This window comes from Burkholderia sp. MSMB1498, from assembly GCF_001526245.1.
Classification (GTDB): domain Bacteria; phylum Pseudomonadota; class Gammaproteobacteria; order Burkholderiales; family Burkholderiaceae; genus Burkholderia; species Burkholderia savannae.
In genome coordinates this window covers 22325-44432 of the sequence record NZ_LOYJ01000011.1, presented here as the reverse complement: position 1 = coordinate 44432, position 22108 = coordinate 22325, and the positions used below count along the sequence as shown (strand labels likewise).

The window sequence follows — 22108 nt, the reverse complement described above, 5'->3', positions numbered from 1 at the left end:
GGCCAACACGAGCGCTCGATAACCAATCATGCCTCACGTGCGCGCCGGATTGCGGACGGCCTTCGCGAGGCGCTTACCGTGCAGCGGCGCGGGGGAGTCTTTTGCGCGCACCGTTCCAGACGGTAGACATTGCTTGCAAAGCACCCGCCCGAACGCTTGAGACGAGGCCGCCTGTCTCCAACTTTGTCTCCAAGAAATTGGGTGTTTTGGAGATACACTTGGAGATAGTCGCCTCTATGCCAGACAAGGCTCACAAGCCGAAACGAGTGTTTGTCTCCAAATCTCCAGATATTTTTGCTTCCGGCGGCACGACAAGGTTACGCACAGCGCCTCCCTTCCCTGATCGAGCCTACGCCGATACGCCTGTTGGTATTTTTGTTGGTATCTACGGAACACCCATGCTGGAATAGCAGATACAGCCAAGCGATATGAATTCTGTCGGGGCACCGCTGCGGGGCGCGTACCCTGCGAGGGCGGTCATTTCTGAGCAGCGTCCCGCGTGACGTTTGCCAACTTCGGCAGCCCATGTTTGCCGGTGGATAACTGCGATGACTTTGTGGTTTTAGTACACAAGTTAGTACACAAGGTAAGGGCGACAGGCCGCTGATCCTTTATGTCATGGGCATTTTTGGAGCATTGCTAGGTTCTGTATTGATCGCACGACACCATCAACGCAAGATCGAACCGCCAGCCCAGTTGCCTAACACGGGTTTCCACTGCGCCATGTCCGAAGGCTCGGCCGATTGATCTCGCGCATCGCTTTCCGCGCGTGACCCGGCATCGTCGAAGCCGGTGCTCACTGCGACTGCGCGTTCACGTCACCGGTCTGAGCGATTTTCGTCAAAACCTCCTTTTGATACACGTACCACGAAACGAGACATGGCTTGTCTCGGCAATTTTTTTGACGATAGTTCCATTGCCTTCGCGTGCGTTCGGCGAATGCGGCCTTGTCAGGAACCGCTTCTTTCGCTTGTCGGTAGATATCAGCGAGCTCTCGATCCGAAGCGGCAAGTTCCGGATCATGGCAGATCAGGTATTCGGGAATCGAGTTGGCTTTCGAGCAATCGAAACTCGTTTGCTGCGCAATTGATTCCGTCTGCGAAGCTTGCGTCGTCGATTGCGCCGAAGTCGTCGCCGCGGTATTGGCGGGCGGAACGGAAACGGGTTGCGGCATCGATGGCGACGACTGGCCATACGGTTTCAGTTGGCCCGATAGCGCGTCTTCCAGCATGGCGCCTATCAGCGAATTCGGTACAACGCGAATGGTATCGGTTTTGAGAACCGTCGCGGCGGACATGCTCTGCACTTTCGCAAAATTGCACGGCGCCTGGCATGTCACGCGCGTCGCATAAGTTTCGTTATCCGGATCAAGCATCAGCAACACGTACGTTCCGTCTCGAAATCCGACATAACGCATCATGACGAGAGGCTTCGTTGCTTTGCCGCTGCGAACGTCGTCCTCGCTCAAGGCCGGCTCGTAGCCATACGTACCGTCTTGCTCCATTGCGTATTGGTGAGAAGGCAGCGCGGGCGCAGCGATCGGCGCGGGAGGCGGGGGCGGCGCGTTGTTGGAACTGCTCGCGGACGCCGGCTGTTGCGGGCTTGCCGAAGCAGTGGGCGTTTCCTGCTTGCTCGAGTGGTTGCAAGCGCCAAGCGTCGCCGCCAATAGGCACGACAGCACCGAAGTTCTCATGGCTCACCCCGTCGTATTGTGTTGGTTCTCGTGCCGCCGACAACGTGATTGCCTTTTGATTTTAGTGCTATGCCCGGCGCCGGCAGCGAGGAAAATACGCACTCGAGACGTGGCTGGAAGAAATGAAACTCACTCAACAATTAACAATCTTTCACATTCCTCGGCAGCCGGTTCGACATCGTCAAACACCGCCAAACTTGCCTCGGCGTTTCTCCTAACTCCGTCCTTCTCTTCATACTGACAAGCTTTTCCGAGCCGCTCTGAAACACAAGATGCAAAAGTTACGGCTGGTTGCAAAAGGGTAAAAGACGAACACTCATCCGCTACGTATCCTTCGCACACCAAGACAATGGTTGGGGGGTGTCATGAAAACAATCTGGAAGATTCTCGGCCTGACGGCCGCGGCGTCGATCTCGCTCGCCGGCTGCGGTGGTGGCGACGGCGGCGGCAGCAGCAGCGGGCAAACCGGCACGCTGCATGTCGCGATGACCGACGCGCCGTCGTGCGGCTTCGATCACGTCTACGTGACCGTCTCGAAGGTGCGCGTCAACATGAGCGCGCAAGCGGGCGACAACGATTCCGGCTGGACCGACGTCGCGCTCGCGACGCCGCAGAAGGTCGACCTTCTGTCGCTGACCAACGGCGTGCTCGCCGACCTCGGCCAAAGCGCGCTGCCGGCCGGCCAGTACCAGCAAGTGCGGCTCGTGCTCGCGCAGAGCCAGGGCAATACGCTCGCGAACTCGGTCGTGCCGACGGGCGGCACCGAGCAGCCGCTCGCCACGCCGAGCGCGACGCAAAGCGGCTACAAGATCATCACGCCGTTTACGGTTCAACCGAACACGCTCGTCGATCTCGTTCTCGACTTCAACGCGTGCAAGTCGATCGTCCAGCGCGGCAACGGCGCGTATGCGCTCAAGCCAGTCGTGACCGCCACGCCGACCGTCGTCAGCGGCGCGATCGACGGCTATGTCGCGCCGAACGAAGCCGGCGCGACGGTCTACGCCGAGCAGAACGGCCAGGTCGTCAGGGGCACCATCGCCGACAGCAGCGGCCACTTCGTGCTGACGCCGCTCGTGCAGAGCTCGACGAACGGCAACTACGACATCGTGATCGCGCAGAACAACGTGGCGACCGGGATCGTTCGTTCGGTGCCCGTCGTCGTGAACACGACGACGTCGGTGTCGACTTCATCCGTGCCGATCACCCTGCCCGCATCGACGATGAACGTCGTGAGCGGCACGGTCACGGCGAGCGCCGACGCGATCCTGCGCGCGCTGCAGATGGTGAACTCGCTGCCGTACGAGGTTGCATCGACGAACGCGAATCTCGACACGGGCGCCTACGCGCTGACGCTGCCGACCGCGGCGCCGATCGTCGGCACGTATTCGGGTTCGCTGCCCGTCGCGATGAGCGCGGCGCCGAGCGCTGCCGGCCAGTACACGATCGAAGCCGATGCGGCGAACGGCGCGACGCAGCAGCAGCCGGCGAACATCGCCGCAGGCTCGGTCGCGAACGTCAATTTCGGGTTCTAATCGTCGGCAATACGAACGGAAGGGGCGCTGCTCCTTCCGCCTTCATCACAAACGGGGAAACAACATGAAGAAAATCATCATCGCGCTGGCGGTTTCCACAGGTGTCCTGAGCGGCTGCGCAGTCTACGTGCCGGATCAGCCGGGCGTCATCATGGCGCCGCAAGGCGGCCCGGGCAATGGCTTCTGCCCGCCGGGACAAGCGAAGAAGGGAAATTGCTGAGTCTCGCGAGCACGTGTACCAAGGCGCCTTCGGGCGCCTTTTTCGTGTCCGAACGCGGGGTATCGAGGATTGGCGGGATGTGCGGCGGTTCGACTCGGATCGGCGTGTTTCGATGCGCGCGTGAAGCGAAGCGCGGCACGTGACGCACGGCGCGCAGCGCCTCGGCGGCAAGCTCGCGGCCTGACGTGCGACGGGAATGGCGCGTCGAACGAATCACGCGTGCGTGGCAGGAGCGCCGATGCGGCGCGTACTTGCCGCTTTCGCCGAGCGGCGGCGCGGCGGATGTCCTCGTATGCGGCCAATCCGCGCGCGGCCGGTGCGCGGACGTCTCGACGCCGTCAGTGCCCTCGCCGCAGGAGCCGCCACGGGTGGCGCCAATCGACATGCGGTGCGTGCTCGTCGCGCGGATGCTGCAGGCGATGTTCCTGCCAGAGTTCGTCCGAATACAGCACCGCGACGATGAGAAGCGGGAGTACGAGAAAAACGCCCAGTATCACTTGCTCGATCACGATAGTCTCCATCGCGGGGCGGGAACCCTCGCTTAATTTTAGACTCTGTACCAAAGCCCACAGTCATTTTCCGTCGATGCTTTCTTCGACGCACTCCGCGCTTGTACGGGTGTCCATGCCGCCCCCACGCCGCCCCTCGAATGACTCAAGGACAATCAACATGCAAATCCAGAACGAACAACACACGCTCGCGCTGAGGCCGCTCGAGCGTCAGGACCTGCGTTTCGTGCACGAACTGAACAACGACGCGAAGATCATGCGTTACTGGTTCGAAGAGCCGTACGAAACGTTCACCGAGCTGTCGCAACTGTACGACCAGCACGTGCATGACCAGCGCGAGCGCCGCTTCGTCGCGTTCGATTCGGATGACGAACTTGTCGGTCTCGTCGAACTGATCGAGCTCGACTACATTCATCGCCGCGGCGAGTTCCAGATCATCATCGCGCCGAACCGTCAGGGCCGCGGCTACGCGACGCGCGCGACCCGGCTCGCCGTCGAATATGCGTTCAAGGTGCTGAACCTGCGCAAGCTGTATTTGATCGTCGACAAATCGAATGCCGCGGCGATTCGGGTTTACGAGAAATGCGGTTTCAAGCACGAAGCCGAATTGATCGAAGAGTTTTTCGGCAACGGCCAATATCACAACGCATTGAGAATGTGCATTTTCCAGCGCGATTATTTCGAGACCCAACGGGGTGCGGAATTACACGGGTGCGAATAAAGCCGGCCGGCGTGTACGGCGGCGCGCCGCGCCAGCCGGGGCGCTTGAAGGCTGGCGACGGAACGGATGCCGGGTGCGAACGCACCTGGCATTTTTTTTGAATTCCGCTGATCAGAAGATTTTCATGTGGCGGTGCGAAATTTCTTGACGAATTTATGTGCGGCGCATCAAATCGATAAGCGGCGCCTTTTGAATTATCCAACTCGTTCATCGTGAGAAAACGCGTGCGACCGGAAGGCTTGCAGCGCAAGACTTTTGGGCATCCGAAAAATTGGGAATACGGATTTGCGCCGTGGCGGAGCGCAGCGGCAGGCTGCGCGAACAGGGCTGCGGAGCGGGTGCGGCAATCCGTCGCTATTGCGGTCGCACAACGAATGTGCTTGCGATCGCCTTCGCTTTTCCTAGCATGAGAAGACGCGGGTCGACGCAAGCCTTTAAATACATACCTAACCCGAGCTCATGACCCGAGCGATTGGGAGACACGACATGATGAAGCGAACCGGTCTTTTACTGGCACTGACGAGCGGCATCGTTGCATTTTCGGTGGCGCAGGCCAATGGCGATGCGCCGCTCAAGCCGCAGCAGGAAATCCAGCTGACGAAGAACGCTTGGGGATGCCTGTCGAAAGACAATCTGGATTCCGTACTGAGCCACGAGCGCGACGGCCAGTCTCAGGCGAGGCAGCAGTATTTCGACGACTATCGCTGCCTGTCGGTGCCGGAGGGACAGCGCTTCCGGGTCGTGAGCGTCGACGAGGGCGACGTGCAGTTCGTGAGCGCCGAGAACAGCGACCAGCAAGGCCTCTGGACCGACGCGCGCTTCATCAAGCAGTAACGCGTTCGCTTTCGGCGGCGCGTTCGGTACGGGCCGAGCGCGCCGAGTTCGTACGGCCCGGTGCATGTCGGGCCGTTGCGCGTTTACGGCCGCCGTCGGCGGCGACGCGTGCGAGCGGTCGCGCGAGCATCGCGCATTCGGTATCATCACGCCCCGACCCGAATCAACGGCCCGTGCGGGCCCCGATGCCGAATGGCGCTCAAATCGACGATCTACAAGGCGGAGCTGCAAATCGCCGACATGGACCGGCACTATTATGCCGATCATTCGCTCACCGTCGCCCGTCACCCGTCCGAAACGGACGAGCGGATGATGGTGCGCATCGCCGCGTTCGCGCTGTTCGCGCATGAGCGGCTCGAGTTCTGCAAGGGGCTGTCGGATATCGACGAGCCCGATCTCTGGCAAAAGGACCTGACCGGGGCGATCGAGACCTGGATCGACGTTGGCCAGCCGGATGAGCGCCGCATCGCGAAAGCGAGCGGCCGCGCCGAGCGGGTGAACGTCATCGCGTACGGCGGGCGCACGTCCGACATCTGGTGGCAAGGCGTGCGCGGCAAGGTCGAGCGGTTGCGCAACGTGCAGGTGACGTCGCTCGCGGAGGGCGTCGCGGCGGCGTTGGGCGGTTTCGCCGAGCGCACGATGCGTTTGCAGTGCATGATTCAGGACGGCGCCGCGTGGCTGTCGAGCGCGACGCACGATCCGGTCGCGATCGAGTGGACGACGCTGAAGGCTCGCGAAGACGCTTGAGCGGGTGGTTGGCGGCGCAGGCGGCCGCGCGTTGCAGCTTGCCAGCCGGGGCGGTTAGCCTGTTCCGCTTTCCGCTTTCCGCTTTCCGCTTTCCGCTTTCCGTCCGTCGCCCGCCGTCCGCCGATTCCGGATTTCAGGTTCCCGCGTTCGGGAGGAGAATTGCCCGCCTTGCGCCGGCGCCGTGTCGTGGCGCTCAGCACGCGACGGCTTCCGGCGGCCCTTTGAGCTCGACCATATTGCCTTCCGGATCGAACAGGTAGATCGACGGCCCGTAGCCGTCCGCGCCGTAGCGCCGCGCGGCGTCGCCCGGCCGCGCGCCGTGCGCGGCGAGATGCGCGTGCAGCGCGGCAGCGTCGAACGGCTCGATGCGCAGGCACAGATGATCCATGTTCCGCCCCTTTCCCGGCGTCCCGCTGTCCGCACGGTCGATCGGCGCGCCGGCCGCGAGCAGATCGATCAGCGAGCGCCCCGCACGCAATTGGACGAGCCCCAATTCCCGCTGCTCCTTCTCGACATGACAGCCGAGCACTTCGCAATAGAAACGGGTCATCGCCGCCAGATCGGCGGCGCGCAGCACCACGTGATCGATCTCGTGGATGTGGAATTTCATCGGGGACGTCTCCTTCGGGGGGAGTCCTACCGAGTGTAGACGGTCCGTGCGGCGCACGAGCGGGCGGTGCAAAATCGATGGACGAAAAAAAGCCCGTTCGCAATTGAACGGGCTTAATCCATATCAGGAGGAGACATGGAGGAGACAGTTCCAACTATACACATCCGGATGGTGCGACGCAATATTCCTAGTGTAAAAAAACGTCAGGACGGCAATCTGTCGCATCCGCACCGCAACAAAATGGGGCAGAGGCGACGCTCGCGCGATAGTTGGCGCAACGAAGCGAACGATTGTGTGTCATTCGTGTGACGATGATTCGAATGAGAGCGCAAGAAACAGCGCGTAGGCGGCGGGAGCGGCGTCTACAGTGACAGGCATCCGTTCCGTCTTTGCGAGGTCATCATGAAGAAGCCAGCCTATTCGACCGACGACGCGCGCTGGGCCGCGCTCGTCGCGCGCGATGCCGACGCCGACGGCGCGTTCTGCTACGCGGTCAGGACGACGGGCGTGTTCTGCCGGCCGTCGTGCGCGTCGCGGCTGCCGAAGCGCGAAAACGTGTCGTTCTTTGCCGATACGGGCGCCGCGCGCGCGGCCGGCTATCGCCCGTGCAAGCGTTGCCGGCCCGAGGGGTTGCCGCGCGAGCTCGAGATCGTCCATCGCGCGTGCGCGGTGCTCGACACCCATCGCCAGGACCGGTTCACGCTTGCGCAACTAAGCGATGCCGTTCACGTGAGCCCGTTTCATCTGCAGCGGCTCTTCAAGCGCGTCGTCGGCGTGTCGCCGCGCCAGTATCAGGCCGCGCAGCGCGGCGCGGCGCTGCGCGACGCGTTGCAAAGCGGCGTCGCCGTCACGCGAGCGGCCGTCGACGCGGGCTTCAATTCGCCGTCTCGGCTCTACGAATCGGTGCCGCGCGAGCTCGGCATGTCGCCGTCTGCGTTTCGCCACAAGGGCGCCGGGCTAGAGATCGACTACGCGACGGCCGACACGCGGCTCGGCGTCGTGCTCGTCGCGGCGACGAGCAAGGGCATCTGCAGGATTGCATTCGGCGACGCTGCGACGCCGCTCGTCGACGAGCTGAAAGCGGCGTTCGCGAATGCGCGAATCGTCGAGTCGGCCGAGCGGATCGCGCCTTTCGTCGAGCAGATCGACGCGTATTTGAACGGCGCGCGCCGGCGTTTCGAGTTGCCGCTCGATCTCGCCGCGACCGAGTTCCAGCAGCGCGTGTGGGATGCGTTGCGTCGGATTCCTTACGGCGAGACGCGCAGCTACACGCAGATCGCCGAGGCGCTCGGCGCGCCGCGCGCCGTGCGGGCGGTCGCGAGCGCGTGTGCGTCGAACCCGGTTGCGCTCGCGATTCCGTGCCATCGCGTCGTGCAAAAGGGCGGCTCGCTCGCCGGCTATCGATGGGGCCTGCCGCGCAAGGCGGCGCTCCTCGATGCGGAGGCGCAACGCGCGGCGGGCGAGTCCGCCGCCGCGCTCGCCGTGGACGACGCAGCTTGAGCGCCGCGGTTCGACCAGCCGCTCCGCGGCCCGGCAGCGTCGCGCTCGAGCTGCCGTTCAAATCGCCCTACGATTGGCGCCGCGTGCTGCGTTTCTTCGCCGGGCGCGCGATTCCGGGCGTCGAAGCGGTGGAGGACGACGCGTATCTGCGTACGATCGACTATCGCGGCGTGACGGGCGCGCTGACGGTGCGCAAGCATCCGCGTAAGCGCTGTCTCGTCGCGCTCGTCGAAGGCGACGCGGCGCGGCACGCGGACGCCGCGTTCGCCGAGCGGCTCGCGACGATGCTCGATCTGCACGCCGATCCCGCCGCGATCGGCGCGCATCTCGCGCGCGACGCCTGGCTCGCGCCGCTCGTCGATGCGGCGCCCGGCTTGCGCGTGCCGGGCGCGTGGTCGGGCTTCGAGCTGATCGTGCGGGCGATCGTCGGCCAGCAGGTGAGCGTGAAGGCCGCGACGACGATCGTCGGGCGACTCGTCGAGCGCGCGGGCGAGCGGCTCGCCGATCACCCGCAACGCGCGACCGGCTGGCGTTTTCCCGAACCCGCCGCGCTCGCCGCGTGCGATCTGTCGCGCATCGGGATGCCGGGCAAGCGCGTCGCGGCGCTGCAGGGCGTTGCGCGTGCGGTCGCCGCGGGCGACGTGCCGCTCGACGCGTACGCGGCCGATCCGGCCGGTGTGCGCGCCGCGCTGCTCGCGCTGCCGGGGATCGGCCCGTGGACCGTCGAATACGTCGCGATGCGCGCGTGGCGCGACGCCGACGCGTGGCCCGCGACCGATCTCGTGCTGATGCAGGCGATCGTCGCGCGCGACCCGGCGCTCGACCGTCCGGCGAGCCAGCGCCGCCGCACCGATGCGTGGCGCCCGTGGCGCGCGTATGCGGCGATGCATCTGTGGAACGAGATCGCCGAGCGCGCCGGCGCGGCGCGCGGCGGATAGCCGCCGACCAGACGCCGACGCCCGCCGGACGCGGTGGGCGTGAATCGTCCGGCAACGCCCGAGGGCAGGTCAAGCGAGCCTTTCGGCGAGATGTTAAAGTGCCCGCTACCATCAATCCCGCCAGGTGGTCCGCGCGCGTCGCGCGGCTGCCGAGCCCGCACTTGCATCGATGCCGAACAACATGACTTCCCGACAGACAGACTTGTTGCAGCAACGCCTCGCCGTGTTGAGCACGAGCCCGACGCGCGAGCAGCTACCTGACGGCCTGCGCGGCATCGAGAAGGAAAGCCTGCGCGTGACGCGCGACGGCATGATCGCGTTCACGCCGCATCCGCGCGCGCTCGGCTCGGCGCTCACGCATCCGTCGCTCACGACCGACTATTCGGAAGCGCTCGTCGAGCTGATCACGCCCGCGGAGCGCGACGCCGCGACGACGCTCGAGCGGCTCGACGAACTGCATCGCTACGTCTACGCGTCGATCGGCGACGAAATGCTGTGGACGGATTCGATGCCGGGCCTTTTGCCCGCCGACGACGAAATCCCGATCGCTTACTACGGCACGTCGAACATCGGACGCCTGAAGACCGTCTACCGGCGCGGCCTCGCGTATCGCTACGGGCGCACGATGCAGTGCATCGCGGGAATTCACTACAACTATTCGCTGAGCGAGGAAGTCTGGCGGCGGCTGCACGCGGAGGACGGCTCGACCGCGAACATGGTCGACTATCAGTCCGAGCGCTACCTCGCGCAGATCCGCAATTTCCGCCGCACGAGCTGGCTGCTGATGTACCTGTTCGGCGCGTCGCCCGCGCTCGATCTCGGTTTCCTGCGCGGCCACCCGCACAAGCTCGACACGTTCGACGCCGCGACGCTGTATCGCCCGCATGCGACGAGCCTGCGGATGAGCGACCTCGGCTACTCAAACACGACCGCGCAGGCCGCGCTGGAAGCCGACTACAACACGCTGCAGGGCTACCTCGACGCACTGTCGAAGGCGGTCAGCGAGCAGTACCCGCCGTACGAGGCGATCGGCACGCACCGCGACGGCGAGTGGATTCAGATCAACACGAACGTGCTGCAGATCGAGAACGAGTTCTACTCGACGATCCGGCCGAAGCGCGTTACGTACTCGGGCGAGCGGCCGCTGCACGCGCTCGCGTCGCGCGGCGTCCAGTACATCGAAGTGCGCTGCCTCGACATCGATCCGTTCGAGCCGACGGGCATCTCGCTCGACACCGCGCGCTTCATCGACGCGTATCTGCTCGTCTGCGCGCTCGCCGAGAGCGCGCCGCTCACGTGCGACACGTATCGCGAATCGAATGCGAACTTCGGCCGCGTGACGATGGAGGGGCGCAAGCCGGGGCTCGAACTGACGCGCGACGGCGCGGCCGTGCCGATGCGCGCTTGGGCCGACGAAATCTTCGCGCAGATCGAAGCGGCGGGCCGCGTGCTCGATGACATTCGCGGCGGCGATGCGCATGCGCGCGCGATCGCCGCGCAGCGCGCGAAGCTCGACGATCCGGAGCGCACGCCTTCCGCCCGCGTGCTGCGCGCGATGCGCGAGAACGGCCAGTCGTTCCTCGAGTTTGCGCGCGCGCAAAGCGAAGCGCATGCCGCGTATTTCCGCGGCCGTCCGCTCGACGAGGCCGCGATGCGCGATGCGCAGGCGCTCGCCGAGCGCTCGCTCGACGAGCAGACGGAACTCGAAGGGAAGAACGCCGGATCGTTCGACGCGTTCGTCGCCGCGTATCGCGCTTATACGTTGAATCGGTTCAGCGTGTGAGGGAACGCGGGCGCGCGCCAGGCCGGCACGCGCGTGAGCGTGTGCGTGTGCGTGTGCGGCGCGAGGGCATGATGTCGACGGGCGGCGTGTTGGTGCGTATGCGTGTTGCGGCTATGCTTGCCGCCGCTTCGCCGCTTCGCCGCTTCGCCGCTTCGCCGCTTCGCCGCTTCGCCGCTTCGCAACGTCCCCGTCCATTGCGACCCTCCGCCAACGCCTGAGCGCCGCCGATAAACCGCCGAAGGTCGCGCGGCTTACCTGCATGCGCACACGCCTCGCCGCGCTCAACGCCATGATTGGAGCCAACGCCCCCCGAGACGCTTTGCTGCTTTCCGCTTGACTCGGCAGACGGTTGCTCAGAGCGGATCGCGGCCGCCGGGCCGCGCCTCGCCGGCGGCGCTCTCTTCATCCGGCACGGTCTCGAGATCCGCGAGCCAGACGGCCGCCGACGCGTCGCTCGGCGCGCGATAGTCGCCGCGCGGAGACAGCGATCCGCCCGATCCCACCTTCGGCGCATTCGGCACGCAACTGCGCTTGAATTGCGATTCCTCGAAGAAGCGCCGCACGAACACGCGCAGCCAGTGCTTGATTTCGCGCAGCGTGTACTGGTGCCGTTCCTGTCCCGGATCGGGCCATGCGCCGAGCGTCGCGTCGCGCCACGCGTGCCACGCGATGAACGCGAGCTTCGACGGCCGGTAGCCGAACCGCGACACGTAATAAAGCGCGAAGTCCTGCAATTCGAACGGCCCGACGACGTCCTCCGAGCGCTGTTCCGGCTCGTTGCCGGCGTTGCCCGGAATCAGTTCCGGGCTGATCGCCGTGTCGAGCACGGCTTGCAGCACCGGCGCGAGCGCCGGATCGAACAGCGTCGATTGCGCCGCCCAACGGATCAAGTAGCGGATCAGCGTCTTCGGCACGCTCGCATTGACGCCGTAATGCGCCATGTGATCGCCGACGCCGTATGTGCACCAGCCGAGCGCGAGCTCGCTCAGGTCGCTCGTGCCGACGACGAGCCCGCGATGCAGGTTCGCAAGCCTGAACAGATAGCTCGTGCGCATGCCTGCCTGCACGTTCTCGAAGGTCGCGTCGTAGATCCGCTCGCCGCGCGCGAACGGATGGCCGATGTCGGCGAACATCTTCAGGCAGGCGGTGCGGATGTCGATGTCGAGCGCGGCGCAGCCGAGCGCGGCGATCAACTGCCGCGCCTGGCGGCTCGTCTTCTTGCTCGTCGCGAAGCCGGGCAGCGTGCACGCGACGATGTTTCCGCGCGGCAGGCGCAGCACGTCCATCGCGCGCGCGCAGACGAGCAGCGCGTGCGTCGAATCGAGCCCGCCCGATACGCCGATCACGAGCTTGTCGACGTGCGCCGCGCGCATTCGCGTGACGAGCCCCTGCACCTGAATGTCATAGATCTCGCCGCAGCGCCGGTCGCGCAGCGCAGGGTCCGACGGCACGTAGGGAAAGCGCTCGTACGTGCGCGCGAGCGGCAGGCGGCGATCGCGGTCGATCGGCGCGTCGATGCGCACGGTGCGGAACGTCGCGCAGACGTCGAGATGCCGCTGCGCCGATTGCGCGAAGCTTGTCTGGCGCGCGCGCTCGCAACAGAGGCGATCGAGGTCGATGTCGGCCCTGATCGCCTGCGCGGCGTCGAGAAAGCGCCGGCTCTCGGCGAGTTGCACGCCGTCCTCGTGGATCATCGCGTGCCCGTCCCAGGCGAGATCGGTCGTCGATTCGCCGGCGCCGGCGCTCGCATACGCATACGCGGCGAGGCAGCGCGCCGACTGGTTCGCGGCGAGCGCCTGCCGGTATTCGGCCTTGCCGACCGTCGCGTTCGACGCCGACAGGTTCAGCAGCACCGTCGCGCCCGCGAGCGCGGCGAACGACGACGGCGGGATCGGCACCCACAGGTCCTCGCAGATCTCGACGTGGAACGTGCAGCGCGGCTGCGCGCCGATCTCGAACAGCAGCGCGCTGCCGAACGGCACGCCGGAATGGCCGGGCAGATCGACGGCGGCGCGCGGCAGCGCGTCGCCGGACGCGAACTGCCGCGCTTCGTAGAACTCGCGGTAGTTCGGCAGGTAGGTTTTCGGAACGATGCCGCACAGGCGGCCGCGATGGATCACGGCCGCGCAGTTGAACAGCATCGAGCAGAATTGCAGCGGCACGCCGACGACCGCGATCGAGCCCAGCGCGCGCGATGCGGCGAGCACGTCCTCGAGCGCCGCGACGCATCCGTCGAGGAGCGCCTGCTGGAGAAAAAGATCGTCGCACGTGTATGCGGACAGGCATAGCTCCGGAAAGAGCGTGAGAAGCGTGCCGTCGTCTTCGGCCTCGCGCAGCGCGGCGATCACCTGCGCCGCATTGAACGCCGGATCGGCGACGCGCACGCGCGGCGTCGCGACGCGGATGCGCGCGAAGCCGTGCCGGTAGAGATTGAAGAAGGCCATGGTGCCGTGTGCGAGACTCGCGCGCTGCGCCCAATGCGGTGCAGCGCGACATGCGCGCGAGGTGCGGCGACGCGTGGCGGGCGAAGCCGCGTTTGCCGACAGTGTGCGGCGCGCATCGGCCACACCGTTGACTCAGATCAAGCGATGCGGCGATGCGCCGCGCAGAAGCCGGCACGGCGCGTGGTTGCGCTTCGCTGGCGGCGCGCGGCGGTTACGGCTGCACGTCGAGGAAGTCGCGCGCGTTGCACGCTTCGGCGCTCACGCGCAGCGTCTGCAGCGCGCGCTTCTCGATGCGGCGGATCTGTTCGCGCGACACGCCCGATTGCGCGGCGATCTGCTCGTAGCTGCACGGCTCGCCGCCGCCGATCCCGAAGCGCAGGCGGAGAATATCGGCTTCCTGCGCCGACATCGTCTTCAGCAGCGACGCGACGACGTCGCGCATCTGCGCGTCGGCGAGCGCATCGAACAGGCTCGGCGTCGACGCGTCCTCGACGAGATCGCCGAATTCGGCGTGCTCGTCGTCGCCAAGCGGCGCGTTCAGCGAGCGCGGCTCGTGCGGCAGCGTCAGCATCGCGCGCAGCCGCTCGGCCGACAGCTCGGTCGCCGCCGCGAGCTCGGCGAGCGAAGCTCGCGCGCCGCTGCGCTGCCTGATCCGATCGGCGGCCTTGCGCACGCGGCGCGCTTGGTCGCCGACGTGAACCGGCAGGCGGATCGTGCAGGCGCGGTCCGCGATCGCGCGCGAAATCGCCTGACGAATCCACCATGTCGCGTACGTCGAGAACTTGAAGCCGCGTTGATATTCGAATTTCTCGATCGCACGCAGCAGGCCGAGATTGCCTTCCTGAAGCAGATCGGCGAGATCCAGCCCGCGCGACGCATACCTGCGCGCGATCGACAGCACGAGCCGCAGGTTCGCCTCGGCCATCCTGGTGGTCGCGGTCGAGATGCGCGCTTCGCCTTCGGCAAACGCGCTCGCGGCGGCGCGCAGCGCGTTCGAGCCGCCCTTCGTCGGCGACGCCGGCGGGCGCTGCATCGCGCGCCGCACCGCGTTGATTTCGGCCGACGGCCAGCCGTGTGCGTCGAGCGCGGCGTACGCCCGCTTGCGCGCGCGGGCGAACGCGCGCGCACCTTCGTCGCCGCGGGCGCGTGCGCGTTGCAGCGCGGCGCGCGCGTGGGCGAGCGCCGGATCGTCCGGCAACGACGCGAGCGCGAGAAGATCGAGCGCATCGGCGAGCGCGTGCAGCACCTGCGTGCGGCCGGCTTCGATTTCGGTTGCGAGCGCGATTTCCTGCGCGTGGTTCAGAAGCGGCACCGCGTGCATCCGGCGCACGAAGAGCGTGAGCGGATCGGTCGAGGCGGCGGCGTCGCCCGTCGCGTCGTCGCTTTGTTCGGACAACGGAGCGTTGGTGTCGTCGCGCCAATCGGCGCCGGCGTGCGCGGACCGCGCCGGCTTGCCGTGCGACGGCGCGTCGCCGCCGCTTTCTTCGGATGGGTGGTGGTCGAGAGGATCGAGCTCGCCGAAGTCGTGCTCGAGCGCGCCGGAGGGCGCGCGGGCGGGCTCGTCGCCCAACTCGGCAAAAGCCGCGTCGTCGTGGGCGCCGGCAAGTTCGAGCAATCGGTCGATGCCCTGTTCGTAGCGCACTTCGCGCTCTGAGACTTTCATGGCAAACGCGGATCGGGCCGCGGTACGTCGTGACGGAGCGAATCCGTCGAGCCAGGCCCGTCGGCTCGTCGCGAACGCCCGTCCGCGCCGATGAGCCTTACAGCCGTGCATCTTGTGGCGGATCGCGAAATTTCAATGGCGAGCTGCGCTTTCCGATCGGCGAGACGCGCGCCGCCGCGCGGCCGAAACAGGTTCGGAAGCCTTATTGATCGTGATTGCGTGTCGGCACGGCGTCATGAAACGCGTGGCTATTCATACGATTCGCGGCGAACGCGCGCTGCGTCGGGGCTCGCGCTTTCGACGCCGGCGGCGGCGCGCTCGCGCAAACGGGCGTCGTCCGCGTCGTCTTCGCCTTCGCCTTCGTCGCGTTCGACGGAGATGTCCCGGGCCGCTTCGTCGCGCACGTCGCGCTCGTCGTCGGGGTAGCCGGAGTCGTCGGGCTCTGCCTCGTGCGGCTCGGCCGTGTACGAGCCCGCCGTGCCGAAGCCCGGTGCGGCTTCGCGCAGCGCCGCCGCGTAAGCTTTCCACCCGGTGTCGTTGCCTGCGAACAGGTGCTTGCGAACGGGCAGCGCAAGCGCGTCGTAGTCGAGCGGATCTTCGAGCAGCAACTGCGGCCACAGGCAGAACGAGCGCAGCGCGCGAGCCTCGAACTCGCGCATGGTCATGTCCTGCACGACGTACTCGACGAGCGGCACGTCGGCGAGCATGCCGTTCGTCGCAAGGAGCGCTTCGATCGACAGATCGTCGCGCTTCTGCTCTTCGAGGCGGCTCAGGATTTGCAGCACGCTGCCGAGGTGCAGCAGCAGCGCGCGCCGTGCGTAAGCGTCTTCCATGACGGTGCCTCCGGGCGGATGGCCGTGCCGCATGCCGCGCGCTCGGCGAGCGTGCGGCGGCGGGCGCGCATCGCGCTGCGCGGCGTGCGAGATCGAAACGCGGCTGCGTCGACGCGCTCGCCGCGTCGGATGCGGCACGGCATGCATACAAGGGTATCCAATCTGCACGCGGGCCGCCGATGCGGATTGACGCACGTCAACGGACGAGCGCGGCTGGGCGACCTGGGACGTGTCGAATCGTGCGTGAGTTGGGGACGGCCGGCGGATGCGGCGCTTGCCTGGCGCCGCGCGACGGCTGATGCGACGGAGCGGGCGTGTCCGGCGGCTTGCCTGCCAGCTGAGGGAGCGCGGCGCCGCGGCGCGTCGATCCGATCGTGCTCACGCGTCGGCAGACCGATAACGCGGCGTCAACAACGATAAGGGGACACACTCATCCTGACGAGACCGGCCACGCGTTGCACGGGCCCATTCCGTAGCTGTAGCCGTAGCCGCGACCGCTGCCGCACGGCGATCGCGCCTACTCGTCGGACGCGTGCGTCGACCGGCCGCAGTGCAGCCGGCAGCGCAGCGATTGCTCACCCCTTCGAATGCCGTTCGACCTTCATCGCGCTCTCCTTGACTTCGTGCCGGCGTACGCGCGTTGCGCGGCGACTGCAGGAAACGTGGAAAGCGGCCTGTCGATTCTCGTCAACGAAGCACGAGATCGGAGCCGATCGCCTCCCCCAGCGCCCGCGCGATGCGCGCTTCGCTGTCGGCGAGCTTCGCCTCGACGCGTTCGACGAGACGGCGGATCTTTGTCGAGCCGCGCCGGCTCGACGGATAGGCGGCGCAGATCCGCTCCTCGCCGAACGACGCGCTCTCGAAGCGCCATTCGACGAGAAGCGGCACGAGCCGCCCCGCTTCGAGCGCGTCGACGACGCTCCATTGCGGACACGGCAGGATGCCCGCGCCGTCGAGCGTCGCCGCGAGCGCGAGGCCGTAATTGTCGGTCGCGAGCGGGCCTTTCGGCTCGATGCGTTCGCGCGTGCCGTCGCGATCGAAGGCCCACGTGTTGGCGAGCGTCGGGTGGCGGTAGATCACGCAGTCGTGCCGCGCGAGATCGGCGGGCGCGACGGGCCGGCCGCGCTGCGCGAGGTAGCCGGGACTCGCGCACAGCAGGCTGCGGTTCGAGCCGATCGGCTTGACGATCTGGCTCGGCAGATCGTAGTTGCCCATCCTGAGCGCGAGGTCGTAGCCTTCGCCGACGATGTCGACGTAATGATCGGACAGCGACAGCTCAATGCGCACGCGCGGAAACGCCCGCGTGAACGGCAGGCAGAGCGGCGCGAGGATCGCGTGCCCGAACGAGTGCGCGGCGGTGACGCGCAGCAGGCCGCGCGGCTCGTCGTCGTGCTCGGAGAGTTGTCGCGCGCCGTCCGCGAGCCGGCGCAGCACGTCGGTCGCGGTCGCGAGATAGAGCCGCCCGCCTTCGGTCAGCACGAGCTTGCGAGTCGTGCGTTCGAGCAGTTGCACGCCGAGCGTCTCTTCGAGCCCGGCGATCGCTTTCGTCACCGCCGACGGCGTCTTCGCGAGCCGGCGCGCCGCTTGGCTGAGGCTGCCCTCGTCGACCGCGCAGACGAAGGTTTCGAGCGCGGACAGCAGATCGATTCGCCGCATTCTTTCCTCAAAGGCACAAGCGATGTGCGTAATAAGATCACGAATCGATTTTTTTCTCTACTTACGCTTCACAAGCGAAGCGTTCGGCGGCGCAGCCGTCGAGCGGCCGCCATTTCGTTCGGCGTCGTCAAAGGAGGGATCGATGAAGCGCATCGCGTGGATCGTCGTCGTGCTCGCATCGCTTGCGTGTTTCGCCGCGCGCGCGGCCGACGGCAACGTGCTCAACGTCTACAACTGGGCCGAGTATTTCGCGCCCTATACGATCCCGGGCTTCGAGAAGGAGACCGGCATCAAGGTGCGGCTCGACGTCTACGACAGCAACGAAGCGCTGCAGACGAAGCTGACGACGGGCAACAGCGGCTACGATCTCGTGTTTCCGTCGAACGACTTTCTCGCGCGGCAGATTCAGGCGGGCCTCTACCAGAAGCTCGACCGATCGAGGCTGCCGAACCTGAAGAATCTCGATCCGGCGATCGTCGCGCGCGCGGCCGAAGCCGACCCCGGCAACCAGTACAGCGTGCCGTACATGCAGGGCACGTTCGGGCTCGGGCTCAACGTCGCGAAGGTGAAGCAGGCGCTCGGCGGTCCGCTGCCCGCGAACACGCTCGAGCTGATCTTCAATCCCGCGTACGCAGCGAAGCTCAAGGGCTGCGGAATCGCGTTCAACGATGCGGGCAGCGAAGTGTTTCCGCTTGCGCTGCGCTACATCGGCCGCGATCCGAACACGACCGATCCGCGCGACTACGAAGCGGCGCTCGACATGATGAAGAAGATCCGGCCGACGATCCGCCAGTTCATCGCGACGCCCGTGATGAACGATCTCGCGACGGGCGACGTGTGCGTCGTCACCGGCTACTCGGGGGCGGTGCTCGTCGCGGCGCTGCGCGCGGCCGACGCGAAGAACGGGCAGCGGATCGTCTACAGCCTGCCGGCGGGCGGCGCACCGTTCTGGTTCGACAGCATGGCGATTCCGAAGGGCGCCGCGCACGCGGACAACGCGCTGCGCTTCATCGATTACATCCTGCGGCCCGACGTCGTCGCGAAGATCAGCAACAAGGTGATGTATCCGAATCCGAACCGCGCGGCGACGCCGCTCGTGGACAGGCGGCTCGCGTCGAATCCGGCGATCTACCCGGACGCCGCGACGATGCGCACGCTCTGGGTGAAGCGCCCGATGCCGCCGCAGGCGATGCGCATGCAGACGCGCTACTGGACCCGGTTCAAGACCGGTTACTGAGCGGCTTCATTTTGACGAGGAGACCGAAGTGATTCCCACCGGACTGCTGTTCGACCCCGCATTCCTCACGCATCGGCAAGGCGATCTCGTGTATGTCGTTCCGCGCGGCACGCTGAATTTCGGCGAGCATTTCGACAGCCCGCTGCGGCTCGCGTACACGAAGCAGCTGCTCGACGCGGTGGGCATGACCGAGCGCCTCACGCGAATTGCGTTCGACGGCGCGACCGACGAGCAGTTGCTGCGCGTGCATCGGCCCGAGTATCTGCGGCAGCTTGCCGAAGCGTGCGCGGTGGCGGGCGCGCAAGTCGTGCAGCTCGGCGAGGACGCGGCGGGCAGCGCGCTGACCGAGCGCGTCGCGCGGCTTGCGGCGGGCGCCGCATGCGCGGCGGTCGATGCGGTCGTGACGGGGCCGCTGCGGCAGGCGTACGCGCTGATCCGGCCGTCGGGCCATCACGCGGGCGCGGATTTCGCGATGGGCTACTGCTACTACAACAACGTCGCGATCGCCGCACGGCATGCGCAGGCCGTGCACGGCATCGAACGCGTCGCGATCGTCGATTGGGACGTGCATCACGGCAACGGCACGCAGCAAGTGTTCTACGACGATCCGTCGGTGCTGTTCGTCTCGCTGCACGAGGCGGAGAATTTCCCCGTCGACGGCGGCGAGGCGCGTGAAACGGGCGGCGGCGCGGGCGCGGGCTACAACGTGAACGTGCCGCTGCCTTCCGGCACGGGCGATGCCGGCTATCTGCATGCGTTCGAAGAGCTGGTGCTGCCGCTCATCGACGCGTTTTCGCCGCAACTGATTCTCGTATCCGCGGGGCAGGACGCGAACGCATTCGATCCGCTCGGCAGAATGCGCGTGCAGCGCGACGGGTTCCGGCAAATGGCGCGCGCGCTCCGGCAAGCGGCGGGCAGCGTGTGCGGCGGACGCATCGCGATGTTGCAGGAAGGCGGCTACAGCCTGCCGTATCTGCCGATCGCGACGCTCGGCGTGCTCGAGGGGCTCGTCGGCTGGAACGCCCCGTTCGACGATCCGCACCTGTTCGTCCAGCATCCGCTCGGCGACGGCGAGCGCAACGCGGTGAAGGCCGCCCGCAACGCGCTGGCGCCGTATTGGCCGACGCTGAGCCAATCATGAGGAGAACGAGATGAGAAAGACGATCGTGGCCGCCACGCAGATGGCGTGCGATTGGAATATCGAAGCGAACCTGTCGCGCGCCGAGCGCGTCGTGCGCGACGCGGCCGCGCGCGGCGCGCAGATCGTGCTGCTGCAGGAATTGTTCGAGACGCCGTATTTCTGCATCGACCAGAATCCCGCGCACCTCGCGCTCGCGAAGCCGTACGAAGGCCATCCGTGGCTTGCGCGCTTCGCGTCGCTCGCGCGCGAACTCGGGGTCGTGCTGCCCGTGAGCTTCTTCGAGCGCGCCGGCCAGACGCAATTCAATTCGGTCGCGGTCTTCGACGCCGACGGCCGCGCGCTCGGCGTTTATCGCAAGACGCACATTCCGGACGGCCCGGGCTACACGGAGAAATACTATTTCACGCCGGGCGACACGGGGTTTCGCGTATGGGACACCGCGTACGGCAGGATCGGCGTCGGGATCTGCTGGGACCAATGGTTTCCGGAATGCGCGCGGGCGATGGCGCTTGCGGGAGCGGAGATCCTGCTCTATCCGACGGCGATCGGCAGCGAGCCGCACGATGCGTCGATCGATTCGCGCGCGCATTGGCAGAACACGCAGCGCGGGCATGCGGCCGCGAACTTGATGCCGCTCGTCGCGAGCAACCGGATCGGCGTCGAGCGCGGCGAATCGGGCGAGATCGTGTTCTACGGCAGTTCGTTCATCGCGGGCGCGGACGGCGAGAAGATCGTCGAATGCGATCGCGACGGCGAAGCGATCGCGACGGCCGAATTCGATCTCGACGCGCTCGCGTATCGACGCCGCTGCTGGGGCGTGTTTCGCGATCGGCGGCCGGAGTGCTATCGGATCTTGAGCGCAGAGGCGGCGGATCGTTCGCGATGACGCGGCGAGCACGCGGCCGCGATCGAGGAGATGAATTTGATGCGGCAGAAAGCGATTCTCGGTGACGGAAAACCGAATGTCATACGTGCTGCCGAGATCACTTCCCTTTATCGAGCAGGAATTCCATGGAGGCGATTCTCCTTGCGGATTCGAATTGGGGCGCTTTATTTTCGAGGATCGTCGAGTAATTGAGAATCTTTGCTAGGAAGGTGATTTTGGAACGGACGCAATGGAAAATGTGCCGCTTCAAATGGAATGAACGGCGCTTCGGAAGGGGATATCGGTTGCGTTGCGCGCGACGGCGGCATGCGGTGAAAGGCGGAACTCCGGATGCCGCACTTGCGAGGCGACCGGCCGGGAGTGGCCGATAAGCGTGCGTCGCACCGCATTCACGCGTTGATTTCCCGGGGCGTTGATCGAATTGTGTGGCGCGCGGACATTCGTTGCATTTTGCGTAGCCGGTATTGCGTATGCCGGCGGCGCGGCAATCGATTAATCGAAGCGGGGGCTTGTGCAAACCGCATCGAATAGTCGATTTGGATCGGATTTATTCAGCGAGCGAGCGGATTCGGATTATCCGATGTCGAGAGCCTGCGACGCTTTCCGGATATTGCCAAACGAAACGGCGGGGCGATCCGAATAATCGAGAGCGAACATGCACGTCGTGAGCGAAGGGGGCGTGGAATGTCGGCGGCGCAAGCGCGAACCGGTTCGAACGCGTCGACTCGGCTTCTAGCGCGCGGAGCCGGCAAGCGCGCGGTACGGCGATGAAATGACGGAATTGGCGCGGCTGCGGGACACGTCGGGCTTTCGACTCGAAGGGGCGACAAATCTTCGGGGCGTGCGCTGTCAGCGGAATGCGCGATGGGATGCCGCTTCGCACTCGCTTGCGCCGACGCGATGCCGGCATCGAGGGAAAATAGACTGGTGGATTCGGCTGCCGCGGAAGGCGAGGTGATCGATGGGCGCGCCAAAAACAGAAAAGGGTTACAAGCGACTAGCCTGTAACCCTTCGAATTCTTTGGTGGGGCGTGAGTGACTCGAACACTCGACCTACGGATTAAGAGTCCGCTGCTCTACCAACTGAGCTAACGCCCCGACAGAAGTGAAATTATGCATGGGCTTTTGAACCATGTCTAGCCCTTTTTGCTTTTTTCTCGA

18 protein-coding genes and 1 tRNA gene are annotated in these 22108 nt (G+C 66.0%); 11 read left to right on the top strand and 8 right to left on the bottom strand.

What is annotated here, in order from left to right:
* Positions 1 to 796 precede the first annotated feature (796 nt).
* On the bottom strand, positions 797 to 1504 hold the full coding sequence (locus WS91_RS02870; protein ID WP_059669703.1) for a lysozyme inhibitor LprI family protein: 708 nt from the start codon (positions 1502 to 1504) through the stop codon (positions 797 to 799).
* 554 nt (positions 1505 to 2058) lie between these two features.
* On the opposite strand from WS91_RS02870, the gene WS91_RS02865 reads away from it, so the two are divergent.
* Positions 2059 to 3225, top strand: a complete 1167-nt coding sequence (locus WS91_RS02865) for a DUF4382 domain-containing protein (RefSeq protein ID WP_059669702.1) — start codon at positions 2059 to 2061, stop codon at positions 3223 to 3225.
* 64 nt (positions 3226 to 3289) lie between these two features.
* Positions 3290 to 3445, top strand: a complete 156-nt coding sequence (locus WS91_RS31885; protein ID WP_038754640.1) for a lipoprotein — start codon at positions 3290 to 3292, stop codon at positions 3443 to 3445.
* 338 nt (positions 3446 to 3783) lie between these two features.
* Here the strand turns inward: WS91_RS31885 and WS91_RS36645 are convergent, their stop codons facing one another.
* Positions 3784 to 3954: a hypothetical protein gene (locus WS91_RS36645; protein ID WP_162836179.1), complete on the bottom strand. Its 171-nt coding sequence runs from the start codon at positions 3952 to 3954 to the stop codon at positions 3784 to 3786.
* A 160-nt stretch (positions 3955 to 4114) separates the two neighbouring features.
* Here WS91_RS36645 and speG point away from each other — a divergent pair, with 160 nt between their 5' ends.
* From speG to WS91_RS02845, 3 genes are all read left to right on the top strand, one after another.
* Positions 4115 to 4675: a spermidine N1-acetyltransferase gene (speG, locus tag WS91_RS02855; protein ID WP_059669700.1), complete on the top strand. Its 561-nt coding sequence runs from the start codon at positions 4115 to 4117 to the stop codon at positions 4673 to 4675.
* 486 nt (positions 4676 to 5161) lie between these two features.
* Positions 5162 to 5509, top strand: coding sequence for a surface attachment protein Sap1 (gene sap1, locus WS91_RS02850; RefSeq protein WP_038754645.1), 348 nt, complete (start codon positions 5162 to 5164; stop codon positions 5507 to 5509).
* A gap of 192 nt (positions 5510 to 5701) precedes the next feature.
* The gene (locus WS91_RS02845) at positions 5702 to 6256 is read left to right on the top strand and encodes a YaeQ family protein (RefSeq protein ID WP_038754648.1); all 555 of its coding nucleotides are present in this window, start codon (positions 5702 to 5704) and stop codon (positions 6254 to 6256) included.
* 193 nt (positions 6257 to 6449) lie between these two features.
* Here WS91_RS02845 and WS91_RS02840 read toward each other — a convergent pair whose 3' ends face one another.
* Complete coding sequence (locus WS91_RS02840; RefSeq protein ID WP_038754650.1) at positions 6450 to 6866, bottom strand: VOC family protein; 417 nt, start codon at positions 6864 to 6866, stop codon at positions 6450 to 6452.
* 402 nt (positions 6867 to 7268) lie between these two features.
* On the opposite strand from WS91_RS02840, the gene ada reads away from it, so the two are divergent.
* From ada to gshA, 3 genes are all read left to right on the top strand, one after another.
* A complete protein-coding gene (gene ada / locus WS91_RS02835) occupies positions 7269 to 8366 on the top strand; it encodes a bifunctional DNA-binding transcriptional regulator/O6-methylguanine-DNA methyltransferase Ada (RefSeq protein WP_059669699.1) in 1098 nt (365 codons plus the stop codon).
* Positions 8363 to 9304 (top strand): DNA-3-methyladenine glycosylase family protein, encoded by a 942-nt coding sequence (locus tag WS91_RS02830; protein ID WP_059669698.1) that lies wholly within the window; start codon positions 8363 to 8365, stop codon positions 9302 to 9304. Before ada ends, WS91_RS02830 begins: the two co-directional genes overlap by 4 nt.
* A 169-nt stretch (positions 9305 to 9473) precedes the next feature.
* Positions 9474 to 11087, top strand: a complete 1614-nt coding sequence (gene gshA, locus WS91_RS02825) for a glutamate--cysteine ligase (RefSeq protein WP_038754673.1) — start codon at positions 9474 to 9476, stop codon at positions 11085 to 11087.
* A gap of 353 nt (positions 11088 to 11440) precedes the next feature.
* Here gshA and WS91_RS02820 read toward each other — a convergent pair whose 3' ends face one another.
* The 4 genes from WS91_RS02820 to WS91_RS02805 all read right to left on the bottom strand — a co-directional run bounded on the left by WS91_RS02820 (position 11441) and on the right by WS91_RS02805 (position 17683).
* Positions 11441 to 13531, bottom strand: a complete 2091-nt coding sequence (locus tag WS91_RS02820) for an NAD(+) synthase (RefSeq protein ID WP_059669697.1) — start codon at positions 13529 to 13531, stop codon at positions 11441 to 11443.
* A gap of 211 nt (positions 13532 to 13742) precedes the next feature.
* Complete coding sequence (locus WS91_RS02815) at positions 13743 to 15194, bottom strand: RNA polymerase sigma factor RpoD/SigA (RefSeq protein ID WP_059669696.1); 1452 nt, start codon at positions 15192 to 15194, stop codon at positions 13743 to 13745.
* Between the two features lie 248 nt (positions 15195 to 15442).
* Entirely contained in the window at positions 15443 to 16027 is a 585-nt protein-coding gene (locus WS91_RS02810; RefSeq protein ID WP_059643443.1) for a hypothetical protein, read from the bottom strand.
* Between the two features lie 687 nt (positions 16028 to 16714).
* Positions 16715 to 17683, bottom strand: a complete 969-nt coding sequence (locus WS91_RS02805) for a LysR family transcriptional regulator (protein WP_059669695.1) — start codon at positions 17681 to 17683, stop codon at positions 16715 to 16717.
* A gap of 142 nt (positions 17684 to 17825) precedes the next feature.
* Here WS91_RS02805 and WS91_RS02800 point away from each other — a divergent pair, with 142 nt between their 5' ends.
* The 3 genes from WS91_RS02800 to aguB are packed head-to-tail and all read left to right on the top strand — an operon-like array spanning position 17826 to position 20947.
* Positions 17826 to 18920, top strand: coding sequence for a polyamine ABC transporter substrate-binding protein (locus WS91_RS02800; RefSeq protein WP_059669694.1), 1095 nt, complete (start codon positions 17826 to 17828; stop codon positions 18918 to 18920).
* A gap of 28 nt (positions 18921 to 18948) precedes the next feature.
* On the top strand, positions 18949 to 20061 hold the full coding sequence (locus WS91_RS02795; RefSeq protein WP_059583725.1) for a class II histone deacetylase: 1113 nt from the start codon (positions 18949 to 18951) through the stop codon (positions 20059 to 20061).
* Positions 20062 to 20071: 10 nt separating this feature from the next.
* Positions 20072 to 20947 carry an N-carbamoylputrescine amidase gene (aguB, locus tag WS91_RS02790; RefSeq protein WP_038754670.1) on the top strand — a complete coding sequence of 292 codons (876 nt, stop codon included), beginning with the start codon at positions 20072 to 20074 and terminating at the stop codon, positions 20945 to 20947.
* Between the two features lie 1022 nt (positions 20948 to 21969).
* Here the strand turns inward: aguB and WS91_RS02785 are convergent.
* A tRNA-Lys gene (locus tag WS91_RS02785) sits at positions 21970 to 22045 on the bottom strand.
* Positions 22046 to 22108: the final 63 nt, after the last annotated feature.